This is a genomic window from Pseudomonas sp. NMI760_13, assembly GCF_021283245.1.
Lineage (GTDB): Bacteria > Pseudomonadota > Gammaproteobacteria > Pseudomonadales > Pseudomonadaceae > Aquipseudomonas > Aquipseudomonas peradeniyensis.
In genome coordinates this window covers 154,444-175,926 of record NZ_JAJSRC010000011.1, presented here as the reverse complement: position 1 = coordinate 175,926, position 21,483 = coordinate 154,444, and the positions used below count along the sequence as shown (strand labels likewise).

Sequence of the window (21,483 nt, the reverse complement as noted above, 5' to 3'; positions counted from 1 at the left end):
CCTGATCGGGATCAACAGCACACGAAGCAAGCCGCATAGCTGGAAGGGTGACGCGACAACTACCTTGAAAAACGCCGTGATCTTGATCTTGCTGTTGCTTCTAAGTGCGCAATAGTTCAGGCGACGCCAATTGCGACTTCAGGAGGCCGAGCGGAGTTCTTGCGGAGGGAGGTGACGGGCATGGATGCCCGTCAAGCGCTGCGCCCCAGGATGGGGCGTTCAGCGCGGTCCTCCCGGGAGCAAGAACGGAGCGAGGGAACCCCGGAGCGAAGCGTAGGGGCCGGATGAATGGAGCGAGGATTTTTTGGTTCCTTTTTGATCCTTCAAAAAGGAACTCGCCGTAAGGGCGAAAAGGTGACTATGCGTCACCATCGCAAATGAATGCGCCTATAGCTTTCAAAACAGACTATTTAAAAGTCAAAGTCAAAGACGGTCGGCGTCGGTTTTAATAGTTGTAAGTGCATTCATTTACGATGTCGACGCATAGTCACCTTTTCGCCCTTACGGCGAGTCACTTTTTGTCAAACGCGACAAAAAGTAACCAAAAAACGCTGCGCTCCATTCATCCGGCCCTCCGCTTCGCTCCGGGTCCCCTCACTCCGGCCTTGCTCCCAGGAGGACCGCGCTGCAGGGCCCATCCTGGGCCCCAGCGCTTGACGGGCATCCATGCCCGTCACCTCCCTCCGCAAGGCCTGCGTTCGGCCTCCTGAAGTCGCGAAGACACGGGCGGCGCCTGGGCTGGCGCAGCTTTCGCTAGTTGCAACTGTGTGATCTCAGGGGCGTCTTCGCGGGCAACCAATATTTGGATCACCCACATGGGTTACACAAAAGTTCACTCACATAGGTAACAGTCCCGAGGCCAGGGCACCCGCCCTTAATCGCTAGAACTCGCCTGATAACTATCAATGACTTCCTGCGCCGCCCGAAACGCATCGATCGCCGCCGGCACCCCGGCATACACCGCGCAATGCAGCAGCGCCTCGCGGATCTCCTCAACGCTGCAACCGTTGTTAAGCGCCCCGCGTACGTGCCCCTTGAGCTCCTGCGGGCACTTGAGCGCGGTCAGGGTGGCCAGGGTGATCAGGCTGCGGGTCTTCAGCGGCAGCCCGTCACGGGCCCAGACACTCCCCCAGGCATGTTCGTTGACGAAGTCCTGCAGCGGTTGGGTGAACGCGGTCGCGTTGCCCAGGGCGCGATCGACGAAGGCATCGCCCATCACCTGGCGACGAATGCTTTCGCCGGTCTGTTTCGTGTCAGCCATGTTGTTTTCCTTAGTGTTGGCGGCGCCAGGCGCGGGCCGTGGTGTACAGCAGCACGACCCCGAGCACGGGCATCACATAGAACAGCATCAATCGCTCAAGGCGTCCGGCCAGCGGCATCCCGGTGGTGAAGGCCACCACGTGCAGGCCGTAGGCCAGGTACAGGCACAGGAACACCAGGCCTTCGGCGCGGGTGACCCGGTAGCCGGAATAGAACACCGGCAGGCACAGGGCGGCGACGCCGAGCATCACCGGCAGGTCGAAGTCCAGGGCGTTGGGTGAGATCGACAAGGGATCGGGGGTGATCACTGCAGTGAACCCCAGCACTGCCAGCAGGTTGAACAGGTTGCTGCCGATCACCGTGCCCACGGCGATCTCCCGTTCACCACGCAGGGCCGCGATCAGTGCGGCGGCAAGCTCCGGGAGCGAGGTACACACGGCAACAACGGTCAGTCCGATGATGCGCTCGGACAGGCCCAGGTCGGTGGCCACCTCGACCACGGCCTCTAGCAGCAGGTGGCCGGCCAGGCTCAAGAGGCCCAGGCCCACGACAATCTGCAGTACTGTCCTGCTCCAGAACCGCAGCGGGCTGGCATGCGTGGTGCTCGGCGCGGGGTAGGTACGGGCGTAGTGGCGCGACTGATGCCAGAGCATGGCCAGGTAGCCCAGCAGGCCAAGCAGCAGCAGGGCGCCTTCCAGGCGCCCGAGTTGGCCGTTGAGCGCGAGCAGGTACACCAGGGCGCTGGCCAGGATCATCAGTGGGATGTCCAGGCGCACCAGCTGGCGCGACACGCGCAGCGGAATGATCAGTGCCGCCAGGCCGAGGATCACCAGCACGTTGAAGATATTGCTGCCCACGACACTGCCCACCGCCACATCCGGCGCGCCCTGGTAGGCGGCCTGCAGGCTCACGGTCAGCTGTGGCGCGGTACTGCCGAAAGCCACCAGGCTCAGGCCGATGATCAGTGGGCGCACATGCAGGCGGCCGGCCAGGCGCAGGGCGGCGCGCACCAGCAGTTCGGCGCCGATGATCAGCAGCATGAGGCCCAGGCCCAGTTGCAGCAGGCTGAAGGCGGGGAGGGTGGCCAGGTCGAAAATGGCGAGGGCTCCAGTCAGGTCAATCGCTCAGACCTTGTACCCGGACTCGCGCGGTTCCGCTACGGAGCATGCCGATTTTTTCTGCGGCGGCCCGTGACAGGTCGATCAGTCGGCCACGGGTATGCGGGCCACGGTCGTTGATGCGCACCACGACGCTGCGCTGGTTGGACAGGTTGGTGACCAGTACCCGGCTGCCGAAAGGCAGGCTGCGGTGGGCGGCGGTGAGGCCGTGCTGGTTGAAGGGTTCGCCGCTGGCGGTGCGTTTGCCGTGGTGGCGGGCGCCGTAGTAGGAGGCGGTGCCGGTCTGGTCGTAGCCGCGCGGGTCGATGTCATGGCTGGCGCAGCCGGCCAGGAGGGAGAAGAGGGTCAGGGTGGTGAGGGAACGCTTGATCAAGTCGAATGCTCCGATTCAGGCACTGGGACCGCTACGCGGTCCTTTCGCGGCACAAGGCCGCTCCTACAGGTGCAGCGTGAACCTGTAGGAGCGGGCTTGCCCCGCGATCGGGATCACCCTTCGAGCTTGGCCTTGAGCAATTGGTTCACTTGCCCCGGGTTGGCCTTGCCTTTGGACGCCTTCATCGCCTGGCCGACGAAGAAGCCGAACATCTTGCCGCGCTTGGCCTCGTCGGCGGCGCGGTACTGTTCGACCTGTTCGGCGTTGGCGGCGAGCATCTCGTCGAGCATCTTGTCGATCGCGCCGGTGTCGGTGACCTGCTTGAGGCCTTTGCTTTCGATGATGCCGTCGGCATCGCCTTCACCGGCGGCCATGGCCTCGAACACGGTCTTGGCGATCTTGCCGCTGATGGTGTTGTCGCGAATGCGCAGCAGCATGCCGCCGAGGTGCTCGGCGCTGACCGGCGACTGGTCGATCTCGACACCCAGCTTGTTCAGCAGGCTGCCCAGCTCGACCATGACCCAGTTGGCGGCCAGCTTGGCGTCGCCGCCGATCTTCACCACCTGCTCGAAGTAGTCGGCCTGCTCGCGGCTGGAGGCCAGCACGTTGGCGTCGTAGGCCGACAGGCCGTACTGGCTCTGGAAGCGCTCGACCTTCTGCGGCGGCAGCTCTGGCAGGGCGGCGCGCACGCTGTCGAGGAAGCTCGGTTCGATGACCACCGGCAGCAGGTCGGGGTCGGGGAAGTAACGGTAGTCGTTGGCTTCCTCCTTGCTGCGCATGGAGCGGGTCTCGTCCTTGTTCGGGTCGTACAGGCGGGTTTCCTGCACCACCTTGCCGCCGTCCTCGATCAGGTCGATCTGGCGCTGGATCTCGCTGTTGATCGCCCGCTCGATGAAGCGGAACGAGTTGACGTTCTTGATCTCGCAGCGGGTGCCGAACTCGGTCTGGCCCTTCGGGCGGATCGAGACGTTGCAGTCGCAGCGCAGCGAACCTTCGGCCATGTTGCCGTCGCAGATGCCCAGGTAGCGCACCAGGGCGTGGATGGCCTTGACGTAGGCCACCGCCTCTTTGGCGCTGCGCATGTCCGGCTCGGAGACGATCTCCAGCAGCGGCGTGCCGGCGCGGTTCAGGTCGATGCCGGTGGCGCCGTTGAAGTCTTCGTGCAGGCTCTTGCCGGCATCCTCTTCAAGGTGCGCGCGGGTCACGCCGATGCGCTTGATGGTGCCGTCTTCCAGGGCGATGTCCAGGTGGCCCTTGCCGACGATCGGCAGGTCCATCTGGCTGATCTGGTAGCCCTTGGGCAGGTCGGGGTAGAAGTAGTTCTTGCGCGCGAATACGTTGCGCGGCCCGATTTCGGCATCGATCGCCAGGCCGAACATGCACGCCATGCGCACGGCTTCCTGGTTGAGCACCGGCAGCACGCCGGGCATGCCCAGGTCGACCAGGCTGGCCTGGGTGTTCGGCTCGGAGCCGAAGGTGGTGGCGCTGCCGGAGAAGATCTTCGACTGGGTGGCGAGCTGGGTATGAATCTCCAGCCCGATCACAACTTCCCATTGCATGTGTGAACTCCTCAGAAGCCGTTGGGGGCGCGGGTGTGCCAGTCGGTGACTTGCTGGTAACGGTGCGCGATGTTGAGCAGGCGGCCTTCCTGGAAGTACGGGGCCAGCAGTTGCACGCCCACCGGCAGGCCGTCGACGAAGCCGGCCGGCATCGACAGGCCTGGCAGGCCCGCCAGGTTGGCGGTGATGGTGTACAGGTCTTCAAGGTACTCGGCGACCGGATCGCCGGCCTTGGCGCCGATCTTCCAGGCCGGGTTCGGCGTGGTCGGGCCGATGATCACGTCGACCTCTGCGAAGGCGGCCATGAAGTCGTTCTTGATTAGGCGGCGGATCTGCTGCGCCTTGACGTAGTAGGCGTCGTAGTAGCCGGCCGACAGGGCGTAGGTGCCGACCATGATGCGGCGCTGCACTTCGGCACCGAAGCCTTCGCCACGGGAACGCTTGTACAGGTCGGTGAGGTCCTTGGGATCCTCGCAACGGTAGCCGAAGCGCACGCCGTCGAAACGCGACAGGTTGGAGGAAGCCTCCGCCGGGGCGATCACGTAGTACGCCGGGATGGCGTGCTGCATGTTCGGCAGGCTGATTTCCTTGACCACCGCGCCGAGCTTTTCCAGCTCCTTGACGCTGGCCTGGACCAGGTCGGCGATGCGCGGGTCGAGGCCGGCGCCGAAGTATTCCTTCGGCAGGCCGATGCGCAGGCCTTGCAGCGAGGCGTTGAGGTTGGCGCTGAAGTCCGGCACCGGCTCGTCGACCGAGGTCGAGTCCTTGGCGTCGAAGCCGGCCATGCCTTGCAGCAGCAGGGCGCAGTCCTCGGCGGTGCGGGCCAGCGGGCCGCCCTGGTCGAGGCTCGAGGCGTAGGCGATCATGCCCCAGCGCGACACGCGGCCGTAGGTCGGCTTGAGGCCGGTGAGGTTGGTCAGCGCCGCCGGCTGGCGGATCGAGCCGCCGGTGTCGGTGCCGGTGGTGACCGGCAGCAGGCGCGCGGCCACGGCGGCGGCCGAACCGCCGGACGAGCCGCCCGGCACGTGCTCGAGGTTCCACGGGTTCTTCACCGCGCCGTAGTGGCTGGACTCGTTGGCCGAGCCCATGGCGAACTCGTCCATGTTGGTCTTGCCCAGGCTGACCATGCCGGCCTCGGCGAGCTTGGCGACCACGGTGGCGTCATACGGGGCGGTGAAGTTGTCGAGCATCTTCGAGCCGCAGCTGGTGCGTACGCCGTTGGTGCAGAACAGGTCCTTGTGCGCGATCGGCGCGCCCAGCAGCGCGCCGGTCTCGCCGGCGGCGCGACGGGCGTCGGCGGCGCGCGCCTGCTCCAGGGCCTGGGTTTCGGTGACGGTGATGAAGCTGTTGAGCTGCGGGTCGAGCTGCTTGATGCGCGACAGCAGGGCGCCGGTCAGTTCTTGCGAGGAGAACGACTTGTCGGCGAGGCCACGGGCGATCTCGGCCAGAGTGAGTTGATGCATGGCAGGCGCTATCCCTTAATCGATGACTTTCGGAACCAGGTACAGACCGTTCTCGGTCGACGGGGCGACGGCCTGGTAGCGGTCGCGCTGGTTGCTTTCGGTGACCTGGTCGGGACGCAGGCGCTGGGTGGTCTCCAGCGGGTGGGCGAGGGGTTCCACGCCGGTGGTGTCGACGGCTTGCATCTGGTCGACCAGCCCGAGAATACTGTTCAAGGCATCGGTGGTGCGTGGCAATTCGCCTTCATTCAGGCCCAGGCGGGCCAGATGGGCGATCTTTTCCACGTCGGAGCGTTGAAGCGCCATGGGGATCTCCAGGAAAACGACAGACGGAATGAGTCCGCAAATGAGGAACATGCTGGGATTCTGGCGGTCAAAGGGCCGCGATCATCGGCAGGCATGCTCGGAAAAACAGCCAATTTAACATATTGGCTCCTTGCCCAAAATCCCTGCCATTGTTAGAGTTTGCCGCACTTTTTTACCCACGCTTTCCCCAGGGTCACTTTCCCATGTTCAAGAAACTGCGTGGCATGTTTTCCAGCGATCTGTCCATCGACCTGGGTACTGCCAACACCCTTATTTACGTGCGTGAGCGCGGTATCGTCCTGAATGAGCCCTCGGTGGTTGCCATCCGTACCCACGGCAACCAGAAAAGCGTCGTCGCAGTCGGGACCGAAGCCAAGCGCATGCTGGGCCGTACGCCTGGCAACATCGCGGCCATTCGCCCGATGAAAGATGGCGTGATCGCCGACTTCAGCGTTTGTGAAAAAATGTTGCAGTACTTCATCAACAAGGTGCACGAAAACAGCTTCCTGCAGCCCAGCCCTCGCGTGCTGATCTGCGTGCCGTGCAAGTCGACCCAGGTCGAGCGCCGTGCCATCCGTGAGTCGGCCCTTGGTGCCGGTGCCCGCGAAGTATTTCTGATCGAAGAACCAATGGCCGCCGCCATCGGTGCCGGCCTGCCGGTTGAAGAAGCCCGCGGCTCGATGGTCGTCGACATCGGTGGCGGTACCACCGAAATCGCCCTGATCTCGCTCAACGGCGTGGTCTACGCCGAGTCCGTTCGCGTCGGCGGCGACCGCTTCGACGAAGCCATCGTCACCTACGTGCGCCGCAACTACGGCAGCCTGATCGGCGAGTCCACCGCCGAGCGCATCAAGCAGGAAATCGGTACCGCCTACCCGGGCGGCGAAGTGCGCGAAGTCGACGTCCGTGGCCGCAACCTGGCCGAAGGCGTGCCGCGTGCCTTCACCCTGAACTCCAACGAAGTGCTCGAAGCGCTGCAGGAATCCCTGGCGACCATCGTCCAGGCGGTCAAGAGCGCCCTGGAGCAGTCGCCGCCCGAGCTGGCCTCGGACATCGCCGAGCGCGGCCTGGTGCTGACCGGCGGTGGCGCGCTGCTGCGCGACCTCGACAAGCTGCTGGCCCAGGAAACCGGTCTGCCGGTGATCGTCGCCGAAGACCCGCTGACCTGTGTCGCCCGCGGCGGTGGTCGTGCGCTGGAGATGATGGACAAGCACGCCATGGACCTGCTCTCCAGCGAGTGATCGCTGTGCAGTAGCATCCTCAGGTTTACAGGTGGCACGCACAGTGCTACCTGTATGCGCTGTGCTGGCGCCCGCCCGGGCGCCGTTTCCGTCAACCCGCAGCAGGCCGGTGCATTGCCCCATGTCCCATGACCTCCTGAGTCGTCCACGAGGAACGGCCCATTAAACCGCTTTTCTCCAAGGGCCCCTCGCTGGGCGTTCGCCTGCTCGTGCTGGTAGTGATGTCGGTCGCGCTGATGGTGGTCGATTCGCGCTTCGACCTGCTCAAGCCGGTGCGCAGCCAGATGGGCCTGGTGCTGATGGAATCCTACTGGATCACCGACCTGCCGCAGCGCATGTGGCAAGGTGTGGCCGGCCAGTTCGGCAGCCGCACCGAGCTGATCGCCGAGAACGAGAAACTCAAGACCGAGGCCCTGCTGTTGCAGGGGCGCCTGCAGAAGCTGGCGGCCCTGACCGAGCAGAACGTGCGCCTGCGCGAGTTGCTCAACTCCTCGGCGCTGGTCAACGAGAAGGTCGAGGTCGCCGAGCTGATCGGTGTCGACCCCAATCCCTTCACCCACCGCATCCTGATCAACAAGGGCGAGCGCGACGGCGTGTTCCTCGGCCAGCCAGTGCTCGATGCCCGCGGCCTGATGGGCCAGGTGGTCGAACTGATGCCGTACACCTCGCGGGTGCTACTGCTCACCGACACCACCCACAGCATTCCGGTGCAGGTCAACCGCAACGGCCTGCGCGCCATCGCCAGCGGCACCGGCAACCCGGAGCGCCTCGAACTGCGCCATGTGGCCGACACCGCGGACATCAAGGAAGGCGACCTGCTGGTCAGCTCCGGCATGGGCCAGCGGTTCCCGGCTGGTTATCCGGTGGCCACGGTCAATGAAGTGATCCACGACTCCGGCCAGCCGTTCGCCATCGTCCGCGCCATCCCGACCGCCGCGCTCAACCGCAGCCGCTACATGCTGCTGGTGTTCAGCGACCGGCGCACGCCGGAAGAGCGCGCCACCGAGGCGGCGATTGCCCAGGAAGAGGCCGACCGCCAGGGCGCCGGCCACACTCCGCCGGCGGCCACGCCCGCACCGGCCCATGCCGCGCAGCCTGCGCCTGGCACCGCTCCTGCGGCTGCGCCTACGACGACCAGCCCGGCGCCGGTCCAACCGGCTGCCGCGCCCGCTCAACCCCGGAGACAATAATGGCCAGCACCCGTAGCAGAAACGGCTGGGCCATCTGGCTGACGTTCGCCATCGGCCTGTTGCTCAGCGTCTCGCCCATGCCGCAGTTCATGGAAGTGTTCCGGCCCATGTGGCTGGCCCTGCTGCTGGCCTTCTGGACCCTCGCCGTGCCCGGCAAGGTCGGCATGACCACGGCATTCCTGCTCGGCCTGGCCGAGGATGTGCTGTACGGTACCTTGCTTGGCCAGAATGCCCTGATTCTCACCCTGATCACCTTCCTGGTGCTGTCGTTGCAGCAGCGCCTGCGCATGTTCCCCATGTGGCAGCAGAGCCTGGTGATCTTGGTGATCTTCGGCATCGCCCAGTTGATCCAGCTGTGGCTAAGCGCGCTCACCGGCAATCGCCTGCCGACCCTGGCCCTGGTCTGGTCGGCGGTGATCAGCGCCTTGCTCTGGCCCTGGGTCAGCTTCGCCCTGCGCGGCCTGCGCGTTCGCCTGCACATTCACTGACGACCCGCCGCCACTGACAGGGAGATGTCCACATGACTCAGCTGTACCTGGCCTCCGGCTCGCCGCGCCGGCGTGAACTGCTGACCCAGATCGGCGTGCCGTTCACCGTCGTCAGCGCGCCCATCGATGAAACCCCGCTGCCGGGCGAAGCCCCGGCGGCCTATGTCGAACGTCTGGCACAAGCCAAGGCCGTGGCGGGCTTCGCCCACACCGACGGCGCCGGAGTGGTACTGGGCGCCGACACCACCGTGGTGCTCGATGGCCAGATCCTCGGCAAACCGGAGAACCGCGAGCAGGCGCTGGCCATGCTTGGCGACCTGTCCAAGCGCGAGCACCAGGTGCTCACCGCCGTCGCGTTGACCGACGGCCAGCGCAGCATCAGCCGCTGCGTCAGCACCACTGTGCGTTTTCGCACCATCTCCTTCGAGGAAGCGCTGCGCTACTGGGACAGCGGCGAACCGGTCGACAAGGCCGGCGGCTATGCCATCCAGGGCCTGGGCGCGGTGTTCGTCAGCGCTATCGAGGGCAGCTACTCGGCGGTGGTCGGTCTACCTTTGAGCGAGACCGCCGAACTGCTCGAGCAGTTCGCCATCCCCTGTTGGCAACAGCAAGAGGACACGACACCGCGCTAGGGCCTTTACATTTCGTATAGTGCCTAGCCAGCCATCCCGCAGCGATCCATCATTACCCGAGACCTTTGACGAGAGCCTGCCATGAGTGAAGAGATCCTGATCAACATCACCCCGATGGAGTCACGCGTGGCGGTGGTGGAGAACGGCGTCCTGCAGGAGGTGCACGTTGAGCGCACCCAACGCCGTGGCATCGTCGGCAATATCTACAAGGGCAAGGTGGTGCGGGTCCTGCCGGGCATGCAGGCGGCATTCGTCGACATCGGCCTGGAGCGGGCGGCGTTCATCCACGCCTCGGAGATCTCCCAGCGCGAAGGTTCGGCGGTGGAGAACATCACCGCGCTGGTGCACGAAGGCCAGGCGCTGGTGGTGCAGGTCACCAAGGACCCCATCGGCAGCAAGGGCGCGCGCCTGACCACCCAGCTGTCGATTCCGTCGCGCTACCTGGTGTACATGCCGCGCAGCAGCCATGTCGGCATTTCCCTGAAGATCGAGGAAGAAGCCGAGCGTGAGCGCCTCAAGCAGGTGGTCACCGACTGCATGGCCCAGGAAGACATGAAGGACGCCGGCGGATTCATCCTGCGCACCGCCGCCGAGGGCGCCCGTGCCGAGGACATCCTTCAGGACATTCGCTACCTGCGCCGCCTGTGGGAGCAGATCGGCTCGCAGATCAAGACCTGCGGGGCGCCGGTGGTCATCTACGAGGACCTTGGCCTGGCCCTGCGCACCTTGCGCGACCTGGTCAACCCCAAGATCGAGAAGATCCGCATCGACTCGCGGGAAACCTTCCAGAAGACCACGCAGTTCGTTGCCGAGCTGATGCCGGAGATCGCCGATCGCCTGGAGCATTACCCTGGCGAGCGGCCGATCTTCGACCTGTATGGCGTGGAAGACGAGATCCAGCGCGCCCTCGAGCGCAAGGTGCCGCTCAAGTCCGGCGGCTACCTGGTGGTCGACCCGGCCGAGGCGATGACCACCATCGACGTCAATACAGGGGCGTTCGTCGGCCATCGCAACCTCGAGGAAACCATCTTCAAGACCAATCTCGAGGCCGCCACCGCCATTGCCCGGCAACTGCGCCTGCGCAACATCGGCGGGATCATCATCATCGACTTCATCGACATGGAGGACGAGGAGCATCAGCGCCAGGTCCTGCGTACCCTGGAGAAGCAGCTCGAACGTGACCATGCCAAGACCAACATCATCGGCATCACCGAGCTGGGCCTGGTGCAGATGACCCGCAAGCGCACCCGCGAAAGCCTTGAGCAGGTACTGTGCGAACCCTGCGCGGCGTGCCAGGGGCGCGGCAAGCTGAAGACCCCCGAGACGATCTGTTACGAAATTTTCCGCGAGATCCTGCGCGAGGCCCGTGCCTACCAGGCCGAGGGCTATCGGGTACTGGCCAACCAGAAGGTGGTGGACCGCCTGCTCGATGAAGAGTCGGGCAACGTCGCCGAACTGGAGACGTTCATCGGGCGAACCATCCGCTTCCAGGTGGAGTCCATGTACTCCCAGGAACAATACGATGTGGTGCTGCTCTGACCCGCGCTAATGGCGGTCGCCCCATGGACGGGCTGGCAAAGCGCTATTCACCGGCCATAGTTAAGGGACGACTTGGAGGGCCATGGCCATGGAACGTCTGACCCGCGTTCTGGGCGCCTTGACCCGCTGGGGGCTGGGAATCTGCGCCCTGCTGGCGGTGCTGGTGGCGCTGTATGTCAGCCTCGGTCGGCAACTGGTACCCCTGGTCGCCGAATACCGAGCCGACGCCGAACTCAAGGCCGAACAGGCCTTGGGCATGCCCGTGCACGTCGGTGCCCTGGAGGGGCGCTGGAGTGGCCTGGCGCCGGTGTTGCGCGTACGCGACTTGCAGCTGGGCGAAGGCAAGGCGGCCTTGCGCCTGGACGACGTCAAGCTGGTGCCCGACCTGTGGGCCAGCCTCAAGGCCCGCGAAGTGCGCCTGGCGCGCATCCAGCTCAGTGGTTTGCAACTGATCCTGCGCGAGAGCGAGCAGGGTGCCTGGACCCTCGAAGGCCTGCCGCAGAAGGATGATGCGCCGCTCGACCCAGCCGATGCGCTCAAGCGCCTGCGCCAACTGGGGCGGATCGATGTGTTCGACAGCCAGGTCACCCTGCATCCCTGGCAGCGTGACCCGCTGACCCTCACCTATGTCAGCCTGGGATTGCAGGCCGGCGCGTCGCGCCAGAGCGTCGACCTGCGCGCCACGCTGCCCGATGGCCAGCCCCTGGCCCTGAGCCTGAACAGCCGCGCCACCGCCAAGGCCTGGCGCGACGGTCGCGTGCAGGCCTACCTGAGCCTGCCGCAAAGCGATTGGGCGCGCTGGCTGACGCCGCGGCTGCTGGGCCAGTGGCAGGCCGACACCCTGCGCGCCGGTGGCGAGTTCTGGATCGACTGGAACAAGGGGCAGTTGCAGCAGGCGATGGTTCGCCTCAACGCCCCGCAGCTCAAGGGTGCCTACACCGGACGCAAGGCCATCACCCTGGACAACCTGGCCCTGTCGGCCTGGTTCCAGCGCCAGGACCAAGGTTTCGACGTCGTTGTCGACTCCCTGGGCATGAGCCTTGGCAAGACCCGTTGGGAGTCCCATCTGCAACTGGCACAGCGCCCTGGTCAGAGCCCGGCCGAGGAAAGCTGGCAGGTGCAGGCCGATCGCCTCGACCTGACCCCGCTGACTCCGGTGATCGACGCCTTGGCGCCGTTGCCGGACAAGCTGATGACGGTGGTCGACGCGCTCAAGGTGACCGGCGCCCTGCGCAACGTACGCCTGGATATCCGCCCCAAGGCCGAGGGCGACCAGCGCCTGCAGTTTGCCGCCAACCTGGAGAAAGTCGGCTTCGACGCCTATCACGGGGCGCCGGCCGCCGGCAACGTCAGCGGCGCCATCAGCGGTGACCTCGGGCACGGCGAGCTGCGCCTGGATACCCAGGCCTTCATGCTGCATCTGTATCCGATCTTCGGCAAACCCTGGCATTACCCGAAAGCCAACGCACGGCTGACCTGGACCCTGGACAAGGAAGCCTTCACCCTGGTCGCCCCTTATATCAAGGTGCTGGGCGACGAGGGCAAGATCGCCGCGGACTTCCTCATCCGCATCCACCTGCAACCGGGCCACGAAGACTACATGGACCTGCGCGTAGGCCTTACCGAGGGCGACGGTCGCTACACCGCCAAATACCTGCCCGAGGTGCTCAGCCCGGCCCTGGACGAATGGCTGCGCAGTGCCATCGTCAAGGGCAATGTCGACGAGGGCTACTTCCAGTACCAGGGCTCGCTGCATCACAACGCGCTGCCCCATGCCCGCGATATCAGCCTGTTCTTCAAGGTCCACGACGCCGCGCTGGATTTCCAGCCGGGCTGGCCGCAGGTGCAGCAGGTCGACGGCAATGTCTACATCGAGGACACCGGCGTGCGCATCCAGGCCCGCAAAGGGCTGCTGCTGGATACCCAGGTCAGCGATGTCAGCGTCAACATTCCCCATGTCGAGGGCGATCAGCACAGCCACCTGTTCCTCGATGGCGACTTCGACGGCAGCCTCGGCGATGGCCTGAAGATCCTCAAGGAAGCGCCCATCGGTACGGGCGAGATCTTCGCCGGTTGGGAAGGTGAAGGCCCGCTTGAGGGCAAGGTCAAGCTCGATATACCCCTGGCCCATGGGCAGCGGCCCAAGGTGCTGGTGGACTTCGCGACCCGCGACGCGACCCTGAAAGTGGCGCCGCCCAGCCTGGAACTGACCCAGCTCAAAGGCGACTTCACCTTCGATTTCGACAAAGGGCTGAGCGGCAAGGACATCAGCCTGCACGCCTTCGGCAAGCCGGTGACCGCGCAGATCACCGCCGAAGGGCAGGGTGGGCAGATTCAGACCCGCATCAACGCCAATGGCCAGGTCGGCCTCAAGGCCCTGACCGACTGGTTGCAGTACCAGCAACCGCTGCCGGCCTCCGGTGAGCTGCCCTATCAGTTGCAGGTGACACTCGGCAGTCGCGACAACCGCTTGAGCGTCAGTTCTTCGCTCAAAGGATTGGCCATCGACTTGCCGGCGCCTTTCGGCAAGGCTGCCGGGGAAACCCGCGACAGTCGTTTCGGCCTGACCCTGCAAGGCCCCGAGCGGCGCGTCGATGCCAGCTACACAGACCTTGCCCGCTTTGCCTACGCCGCGCCGGCCGACAAGCTGGCCCAGGGGCGTGGCGAGCTGCTGTTGGGCACGGGCGAAGCCAGCCTCCCAAGCGGCCAGGGCCTGCGCGTGCGTGGCCGGCTCGAGGCCTTGGACCTGGCACCCTGGCAGCAGCAGATGGAGCGCTTGGCCGGCAAGGATCCGGGTGGCAGCGCCCGGCAGAACCTGCAGAGCGTGGACCTGAGCATCGGTCAGCTCAAGGCCTTCGGCATGGACCTCAACCAGGCGGTGATCCGCCTGATGCGCGGCGGCCCGGCCTGGGACCTGCGCCTGGACAGCCAGGAAATCATCGGCAACGCCCGTATTCCCGATGCCAAGGCCACGCCCATGACCGTCCGCCTGCAGAGCCTGCGCCTGCCGCCGGCCGACCCGAATGAAGCCCAGGACGAGAACGCGCCGGACCCATTGGTCGGGGTCGACCCGCGCAAGGTGCCGCCGCTGGACCTGACCATCGACAAGCTGTACCGCGGCGACGACCTGTTCGGCAGTGTCAACCTGAAACTGCGCCAGACCGCCAAAGGCATGGCCATGAGCGATGTCGACCTGGACCTCAAGGGGCTGCACATTGATGGCAGCGGTGGCTGGGAAGGCGAGCCGGGCAGCAGTTCGAGCTGGTACAAGGGGCGGCTGGACGGCAAGAACCTGGGCGATGTGCTCAAGGCCTGGGGCTTCGCGCCCACCGTCACCAGCCGCGACTTCCGCATGGACGTGGACGGCCGCTGGCCGGGTTCGCCAGCCTGGGTCAGCCTCAACCGTTATTCCGGTAGCCTCGACGCGGCCCTGCGCAGCGGCCAGTTCGTCGAGGTCGAGGGCAGCGCCCAGGCCTTGCGGGTGTTCGGGCTGCTCAACTTCAACTCCATCGGCCGGCGCCTGCGCCTGGACTTCTCCGACCTGTTCAGCAAGGGCCTGGCCTATGACCGGGTCAAGGGCCTGCTGGTGGCCAGCGAAGGGGTCTACGTGACCCGTGAGCCGATCACCGTCACCGGGCCGTCGAGCAACTTCGAGCTCGACGGCACCATGGACTTCGTTCGTGACCGGGTCGATGCCAAGCTGCTGGTGACGCTGCCGGTGACCAACAACCTGCCGCTGGCCGCGCTGATCGTCGGCGCGCCGGCGATCGGCGGCGCGTTGTTCCTGGTCGACCGCCTGATCGGTGACCGGGTCGCGCGTTTCGCCAGTGTGCACTATCGCGTCGAAGGTCCGGTCAAAGAGCCTAAAATCACCTTTGTGAAACCTTTCGACAAATAACCCGGGGTGGTCATGACGTCAGCTGTGATCCAGATGGTCAGCCAGGACGATGTGCTGGCCAACCTGCAACGTGCCACGGCACTGCTCGAACAGGCCGCCGCCGGTGGCGCGCGCCTGGCGGTGCTGCCGGAGAACTTCGCCGCCATGGGCCGACGCGATGCCGCGGCCATCGGTCGGGCCGAGGCGCTGGGCGAGGGGCCAATCCTGCCCTGGTTGAAACGCACTGCCCGCGACCTCAGGTTATGGATAGTCGCGGGTACCTTGCCGCTGCCGCCGGTCGGCCAGCCGCATGCCAAGGCCCACGCCTGCTCGTTGCTGGTCGATGAGCACGGCGAGATCGCCGCCCGCTACGACAAGCTGCACCTGTTCGATGTGGACGTGGCCGACAACCGTGGCCGCTACCGCGAGTCGGACGACTACGCCCACGGCAGCCAGGTGGTGGTGGCTGACACACCCGTTGGCCGCCTGGGCCTGTCGGTGTGCTACGACCTGCGCTTCCCCGAGCTGTACAGCGCCTTGCGCGCCGCCGGGGCCGAGCTGATCAGCGCGCCGGCGGCGTTCACCGCGGTGACCGGAGCGGCGCATTGGGAAGTACTGATTCGCGCACGGGCCATCGAGACCCAGTGCTATGTATTGGCGGCCGCCCAGGGCGGCGTGCATCCAGGGCCGCGGGAAACCCACGGCCAGGCGGCGATCGTCGACCCCTGGGGGCGGATCGTCGCGCAACAGGCGCGGGGCGAAGCGGTATTGCTCGCCACGCGCGACAGTGAAGAACAGGCGTCCATCCGGGCGCGCATGCCGGTGGTCACGCACCGGCGCTTTTTCTCGCAGGACGCCTTGCGGCCTGCGCACACCTCGGAGTGACTATGAGCGAGATTTTATCCACCGTCAGCGAGCAGCTCCTGGCCCCGGGCGGTCTGACCCTCGACAGTCTGCAGACGGTGCTGGGCGAGCTGGCCGGCCCCGGCATCGATGCCGCCGACCTGTATTTCCAGGGTCAGATCTCGGAAACCTGGGCGCTGGAGGACGGCATCGTCAAAGAGGGCAGCTTCAACCTCGACCAGGGCGTGGGCGTGCGCGCCCAGTCCGGCGAGAAGACCGGCTTCGCCTACAGCAATGCGATCAACCTCGAAGCCCTGACCTCGGCGGCCCGCGCCGCCCGCTCGATTTCCCGCGCCGGGCAGGACGGCAAGGTGCAGGCGTTCCGCAGCCAGGATGTGACCGCCCTGTACGCGTCTGATAACCCCCTGGATGTGCTGAGCCGCGCCGAGAAGGTCGACCTGCTCAAGCGCGTCGATGCCGCCACCCGCGCCCTCGATCCGCGCATCCAGCAGGTCAGCGTAAGCATGGCCGGGGTCTGGGAGCGGATCCTGGTCGCCGCCGCCGATGGCAGCCTGGCCGCCGATGTGCGTCCGCTGGTGCGTTTCAATGTCAGCGTGATCGTCGAGCAGAATGGTCGTCGCGAGCGTGGCGGGCAGGGCGGTGGTGGGCGTACCGACTACCGCTTCTTCACCGAGGAGCGGGTGATGGGCTATGCCCGCGAGGCGCTGCGCCAGGCCTTGGTCAACCTCGAGGCTATTCCGGCACCTGCTGGCACGCTGCCGGTGGTGCTTGGCCCGGGCTGGTCCGGCGTGCTGCTGCACGAGGCGGTCGGTCACGGCCTGGAGGGCGACTTCAACCGCAAGGGCAGTTCGGCGTTCAGCGGGCGTATCGGCGAGAAAGTGGCCTCGAGCCTGTGCACCATCGTCGACGACGGGACCCTGGAGGGCCGCCGCGGCTCGCTCAGCATCGACGACGAAGGCACCCCGACCGAGTGCACCACACTGATCGAGAACGGCATCCTCAAGGGCTACATGCAGGACAAGCTCAACGCCCGTCTGATGGGCATGGCGGTCACCGGCAACGGCCGGCGTGAATCCTACGCTCACCTGCCGATGCCGCGCATGACCAACACCTACATGCGTGCCGGCGACAGCGACCCCGAGGAAATCATCCGCTCGGTGAAGAAGGGCATCTACTGCGCCAACCTCGGTGGTGGACAGGTGGACATCACCAGCGGCAAGTTCGTGTTCTCCACCAGCGAGGCCTACCTGATCGAGGACGGCAAGATCACCGCGCCAGTGAAGGGCGCGACCTTGATCGGCAATGGTCCGGAGGCGATGCGGGGTGTGTCGATGGTCGGCAATGACCTGGCGCTGGACAGCGGCGTGGGCACGTGCGGGAAGGATGGGCAGTCGGTGCCGGTAGGCGTTGGCCAGCCGACCCTGAAGCTGGATGCGATTACCGTGGGCGGTACAGGGGCTTGATGCCGGCAGGGACCGCTTTGCGGTCCTTTCGCGGCGCAAGGCCGCTCCTACAGGTGTGCGCGTTCCCTGTAGGAGCGGCCTTGTGCCGCGATGGGCTGCGTAGCAGCCCCAGGATGTCGGGTTTAACGCAGACCGCGCTGGACCTCGTCGAGGTCGCGGATGTACTTGAACACTTTACGCGCAGCCGCAGGCGGCTTGTTCCGCGCCTTCTCGTGCTGGGCATGACGGATCAGCGAGCGCAGGTGCTGGCGGTCGGTGTCGGGAAACTCGTTGACGAAGCGTTCGAGGTCCTCGTCGTTACCGTCGATCAGGCGGTCGCGCCAGCGCTCGAGGCCGTGGAAGCGCTCGTTGTACTGGCGGCTGGAGCTGTCGATCTGATCGAGCACGGCATGAATGGCGTCCAGGTCCTGGTCGCGCATCAGCTTGCCGACGAACGACATGTGGCGTTTGCGGGCACCGTGTGCAACGTGCTTGCAGGCCTCGGCCAGCGCCTTGCGCAGCTCGTCGGTCAACGGCAGGCGGGCCAGGGTGTCGGCCTTGAGGGTGGTGAGGCGCTCACCGAGCTCGACCAGCGCATGCAGCTCGCGCTTGATCTGGGTTTTGCTTTTTTCGCCATCGAAGGCGTCGTCGTAAGAATCAACCATGGGGGCAGTCCGCAGGAAATCGCCGCCATGATAACTAGTCGGGGGCCGCTTGTCCGGCCCGGTCGTAGAATGACCCAAGCCGTACGCAGAATTTTCAGTGGAGAGAACCATGAGTGCAGTCCAGAGCGTAGGCCCCAAGGACCTGCCGGCGTTGCAGGAACAGGTCGAGGCGATCGTCGCCGAGGCGCGCCGTCAGGGCGCCAGCGCCTGCGAAGTGGCGGTGTCGCTGGAGCAGGGCCTGTCCACCACGGTGCGTCAGCGCGAAGTCGAGACGGTCGAGTTCAACCGCGACCAGGGCTTCGGCATCACCCTCTACGTTGGCCAGCGCAAGGGTTCGGCCAGCACCTCGGCCAGTGGTCCTGAGGCGATCCGCGAGACCGTCGCGGCAGCCCTGGCAATCGCCAAGCACACCTCCGAGGACGCGTGTTCGGGGCTGGCCGATGCCGCCCTGATGGCCCGCGAGATCCCTGACCTAGACCTGTACCACGACTGGGACATCGAGCCGGAGAAGGCCATCGAGATGGCGCTGGCCTGCGAGGCGGCGGCGTTCGACGCCGACAAGCGCATCCTCAACGCCGATGGCACCACCCTCAATACCCACCAGGGCGTGCGGGTCTATGGCAACAGCCACGGCTTCATCGGCGGCTACGCGTCCACCCGGCACAGCCTGAGCTGCGTGATGATCGCCGAGGCCGACGGGCAGATGCAGCGCGACTACTGGTACGACGTCAATCGCCAGGGCAACCTGCTGGCCGACCCGCGCAGCATCGGCCAGCGCGCCGCGCAACGCGCCGCCAGCCGCCTCGGCGCGCGTCCGGTGCCGACCTGCGAGGTGCCGGTACTGTTCTCGGCGGAGCTTGCCGGCGGCCTGTTCGGCAGCTTCCTGTCGGCGATTTCCGGCGGCAACCTGTACCGCAAGTCGTCGTTCCTCGAAGGCACTCTCGGCCAGCGCCTGTTCCCCACCTGGCTGACCCTCGACGAGCGGCCGCACATCCCGCGCGCGCTGGGCAGCGCGGCATTCGACGGCGACGGCCTGGCCACCTACGCCAAGCCGTTCGTCGACAAGGGCGAGCTGGTGTCCTACATCCTCGGCACCTATTCCGGGCGCAAGCTGAGCCTGCCGAGCACCGCCAACGCCGGGGGCGTGCACAACCTGTACGTCAGCCATGGCGTGGAGGACCAGGCGGCACTGATTCGCCGCATGGGCCGCGGCCTGCTGGTAACCGAGCTGATGGGGCATGGCCTGAACATGGTGACCGGTGACTATTCCCGTGGCGCTGCGGGCTTCTGGGTCGAAAACGGCGAGATCCAGTTCCCGGTCCAGGAAGTGACCATCGCCGGCAACATGAAGGACATGTTCCAGCAGATCGTGGCGATCGGCAGCGATATCGAGACCCGCAGCAATATCCACAGTGGCTCGGTGCTGATCGAGCGGATGACGCTGGCTGGCAGCTGATCGGCGCTCTGTCATCAGCAGGGGAGTAGGGGAGCGTGGGAGCGGGCTTGCCCCGCGATATTCTTACCTGCAATCGCGAGGCAAGCTCGCTCCCACGCTGCCCTGCTCATGCCTTGCAAAGGACCCGGCCATCGCGCCGGGTTTCTTTTGCCCATCGTCTAGCTTGAACTGATTCTATTTCTCACATAATAATGAATATCATTATCCAGCAACCCGGCGATGATGTTCATGAAACCCGTCCTCCACGAACTGCCCTACCTGGAAAACTGGCGCTGGCTCAGCCGGCGCATCCGCTGCGCGCTCGAACCCGACGAGCCGCGTCTGATCGAGCATTACCTGGCCGAAGGGCGCTACCTGGTGTGCTGCACCGAAACCTCGCCCTGGACCGTGGCGCTGACCGCCTTCCGCCTGCTGCTGGATACCGCCAACGATCGCATGCTGCCGTGGCATTGGCGCTGCCTGTGCCTGGACCAGGCCTGGCGGCCCTTGCTCGACCTGCGCAACCTTGATCGCCGCGAACAAAACCTGCGCTGGCAGCCCTACGCGATGCAGCTCGCCAACAGCGTGCTGCTGCCGTCGATTTCTCCCGAAGAACTGATGCAAGGACTTGAAGATGAGTGATACCCGTATCGAGCGTGACAGCATGGGCGAACTGCAGGTGCCGGCCCAGGCCCTGTACGGTGCCCAGACCCAGCGCGCGGTCGACAACTTCCCGGTCAGCGGCAAGCCGATGCCGGCCCAGTTCATCCGTGCCCTGCTGCTGGCCAAGGCGGCGGCGGCCAAGGCCAACGTCGAGCTGTCCCAGCTGAGCGCGGGGCAGGGCGAGGCCATCGTCAAGGCGGTCGAGCAACTGCTGTCCGGCGACTTTATCCAGCATTTCCCGGTGGATGTGTTCCAGACCGGTTCCGGCACCAGCTCGAACATGAACGCCAACGAGGTCATCGCCACCCTGGCCAGCCGCGTGCTGGGCGAGCCGGTCAATGCCAACGACCATGTCAACTGTGGCCAGAGCAGCAACGACATCATCCCCACCACCATCCACGTCAGCGCCGCCCTGGCTCTGCACGAGCAGCTGCTGCCGGCCCTGCGTCACCTCACCCAGGTGATCGAGGCCAAGGCGCTCGAAGTGCACAAGCATGTGAAGACCGGCCGCACCCACCTGATGGATGCCATGCCGGTGCGCATGAGCCAGGTGCTCGGTGGCTGGGCCGCGCAGGTCAAGGGCGCCCAGGCGCATATCGAAGCCACCCTGCCGAGCCTGCAGGCGCTGGCCCAGGGCGGTACCGCCGTGGGCACCGGCATCAACGCCCATCCGCAGTTCGCCGCAGGCTTTGCCCGCCAGTTGAGTGGCCTGACCCAGGTCGAATTCACTCCTGGCGAGAACCTGTTCGCCCTGATCGGCTCCCAGGACACCGCCGTGGCCTTGTCCGGGCAGCTCAAGACCGCCGCCGTGGCGCTGATGAAGATCGCCAACGACCTGCGCTGGATGAACTCGGGCCCGCTCGCCGGCCTCGGTGAAATCGAGCTGCAGGGCCTGCAGCCGGGCTCATCGATCATGCCGGGCAAAGTCAATCCGGTGATCCCGGAAGCCACCGCCATGGTCGCCGCCCAGGTGATCGGCAACGATGCCACCATCGCCGTGGCCGGGCAGTCGGGCAACTTCGAGCTCAACGTGATGCTGCCGGTGATTGCCCGCAACCTGCTGGAAAGCATCGAGCTGATGGCCAACGTCAGCCGCCTGCTGGCCGACAAGGCCATCGCCAGCTTCAAGGTCAACGAAACCAAGCTCAAGGAAGCGCTGTCGCGCAACCCGATCCTGGTTACCGCGTTGAACCCGATCATCGGCTACCTCAAGGCCGCCGAGATCGCCAAGACCGCCTACAAAGAGGGCCGCCCGATCATCGACGTGGCGCTGGAGCACTCCGACCTGTCGCGTGATCAGCTCGAGGCGCTGCTGGATCCGGAAAAACTCACCGCCGGCGGCATCTGAGCCCGGGCCGCCCAGGAGACACG

18 protein-coding genes are annotated in these 21,483 nt (G+C 65.7%); 11 read left to right on the top strand and 7 right to left on the bottom strand.

The features are described 5' to 3' along the window. Positions 1-874: 874 nt before the first annotated feature. The 6 genes from LU671_RS14350 to gatC form a co-directional block, all read right to left on the bottom strand. Entirely contained in the window at positions 875-1,261 is a 387-nt protein-coding gene (locus LU671_RS14350; RefSeq protein ID WP_203650788.1) for a carboxymuconolactone decarboxylase family protein, read from the bottom strand. A gap of 10 nt (positions 1,262-1,271) precedes the next feature. Next, entirely contained in the window at positions 1,272-2,315 is a 1,044-nt protein-coding gene (locus LU671_RS14345) for a calcium/sodium antiporter (protein WP_232855996.1), read from the bottom strand. Between the two features lie 61 nt (positions 2,316-2,376). Beyond that, the gene (locus tag LU671_RS14340) at positions 2,377-2,751 is read right to left on the bottom strand and encodes a septal ring lytic transglycosylase RlpA family protein (protein ID WP_052896239.1); all 375 of its coding nucleotides are present in this window, start codon (positions 2,749-2,751) and stop codon (positions 2,377-2,379) included. A 113-nt stretch (positions 2,752-2,864) separates the two neighbouring features. Further along, positions 2,865-4,310 carry an Asp-tRNA(Asn)/Glu-tRNA(Gln) amidotransferase subunit GatB gene (gene gatB, locus LU671_RS14335; RefSeq protein ID WP_050704079.1) on the bottom strand — a complete coding sequence of 482 codons (1,446 nt, stop codon included), beginning with the start codon at positions 4,308-4,310 and terminating at the stop codon, positions 2,865-2,867. An 11-nt stretch (positions 4,311-4,321) separates the two neighbouring features. Beyond that, positions 4,322-5,773 carry an Asp-tRNA(Asn)/Glu-tRNA(Gln) amidotransferase subunit GatA gene (gene gatA, locus LU671_RS14330; RefSeq protein ID WP_203650796.1) on the bottom strand — a complete coding sequence of 484 codons (1,452 nt, stop codon included), beginning with the start codon at positions 5,771-5,773 and terminating at the stop codon, positions 4,322-4,324. A 15-nt stretch (positions 5,774-5,788) separates the two neighbouring features. Continuing rightward, a complete protein-coding gene (gene gatC, locus LU671_RS14325; protein WP_028689639.1) occupies positions 5,789-6,076 on the bottom strand; it encodes an Asp-tRNA(Asn)/Glu-tRNA(Gln) amidotransferase subunit GatC in 288 nt (95 codons plus the stop codon). 203 nt (positions 6,077-6,279) lie between these two features. On the opposite strand from gatC, the gene mreB reads away from it, so the two are divergent. The 8 genes from mreB to tldD all read left to right on the top strand — a co-directional run bounded on the left by mreB (position 6,280) and on the right by tldD (position 17,370). Continuing rightward, positions 6,280-7,317, top strand: a complete 1,038-nt coding sequence (mreB, locus tag LU671_RS14320; RefSeq protein ID WP_003255163.1) for a rod shape-determining protein MreB — start codon at positions 6,280-6,282, stop codon at positions 7,315-7,317. Between the two features lie 161 nt (positions 7,318-7,478). Beyond that, positions 7,479-8,507, top strand: coding sequence for a rod shape-determining protein MreC (gene mreC, locus LU671_RS14315; RefSeq protein ID WP_203652596.1), 1,029 nt, complete (start codon positions 7,479-7,481; stop codon positions 8,505-8,507). Continuing rightward, the gene (gene mreD, locus LU671_RS14310; protein WP_028689641.1) at positions 8,507-8,995 is read left to right on the top strand and encodes a rod shape-determining protein MreD; all 489 of its coding nucleotides are present in this window, start codon (positions 8,507-8,509) and stop codon (positions 8,993-8,995) included. The genes mreC and mreD overlap by 1 nt, the downstream gene beginning before the upstream one ends. Before the next feature lie 32 nt (positions 8,996-9,027). Next, the gene (locus tag LU671_RS14305) at positions 9,028-9,627 is read left to right on the top strand and encodes a Maf family protein (RefSeq protein WP_028689642.1); all 600 of its coding nucleotides are present in this window, start codon (positions 9,028-9,030) and stop codon (positions 9,625-9,627) included. Between the two features lie 81 nt (positions 9,628-9,708). Continuing rightward, the gene (gene rng / locus LU671_RS14300) at positions 9,709-11,166 is read left to right on the top strand and encodes a ribonuclease G (protein ID WP_050704083.1); all 1,458 of its coding nucleotides are present in this window, start codon (positions 9,709-9,711) and stop codon (positions 11,164-11,166) included. An 82-nt stretch (positions 11,167-11,248) separates the two neighbouring features. After that, positions 11,249-15,064: a YhdP family protein gene (locus tag LU671_RS14295; RefSeq protein ID WP_232855992.1), complete on the top strand. Its 3,816-nt coding sequence runs from the start codon at positions 11,249-11,251 to the stop codon at positions 15,062-15,064. A 12-nt stretch (positions 15,065-15,076) separates the two neighbouring features. Next, positions 15,077-15,928, top strand: coding sequence for a carbon-nitrogen hydrolase family protein (locus LU671_RS14290; RefSeq protein ID WP_203650800.1), 852 nt, complete (start codon positions 15,077-15,079; stop codon positions 15,926-15,928). Between the two features lie 2 nt (positions 15,929-15,930). Further along, positions 15,931-17,370, top strand: coding sequence for a metalloprotease TldD (gene tldD / locus LU671_RS14285; RefSeq protein ID WP_232855991.1), 1,440 nt, complete (start codon positions 15,931-15,933; stop codon positions 17,368-17,370). A gap of 122 nt (positions 17,371-17,492) precedes the next feature. Here the strand turns inward: tldD and yjgA are convergent, their stop codons facing one another. Beyond that, positions 17,493-18,014 (bottom strand): ribosome biogenesis factor YjgA, encoded by a 522-nt coding sequence (yjgA, locus tag LU671_RS14280; RefSeq protein ID WP_110735683.1) that lies wholly within the window; start codon positions 18,012-18,014, stop codon positions 17,493-17,495. 109 nt (positions 18,015-18,123) lie between these two features. Here yjgA and pmbA point away from each other — a divergent pair, with 109 nt between their 5' ends. The 3 genes from pmbA to LU671_RS14265 all read left to right on the top strand — a co-directional run bounded on the left by pmbA (position 18,124) and on the right by LU671_RS14265 (position 21,460). Next, positions 18,124-19,470 carry a metalloprotease PmbA gene (gene pmbA / locus LU671_RS14275; protein WP_203650813.1) on the top strand — a complete coding sequence of 449 codons (1,347 nt, stop codon included), beginning with the start codon at positions 18,124-18,126 and terminating at the stop codon, positions 19,468-19,470. 219 nt (positions 19,471-19,689) lie between these two features. Then, positions 19,690-20,091, top strand: coding sequence for a hypothetical protein (locus LU671_RS14270; protein WP_062572905.1), 402 nt, complete (start codon positions 19,690-19,692; stop codon positions 20,089-20,091). Further along, positions 20,084-21,460 (top strand): class II fumarate hydratase, encoded by a 1,377-nt coding sequence (locus LU671_RS14265; protein ID WP_232855990.1) that lies wholly within the window; start codon positions 20,084-20,086, stop codon positions 21,458-21,460. The genes LU671_RS14270 and LU671_RS14265 overlap by 8 nt, the downstream gene beginning before the upstream one ends. The last annotated feature ends 23 nt before the right edge of the window (positions 21,461-21,483 follow it).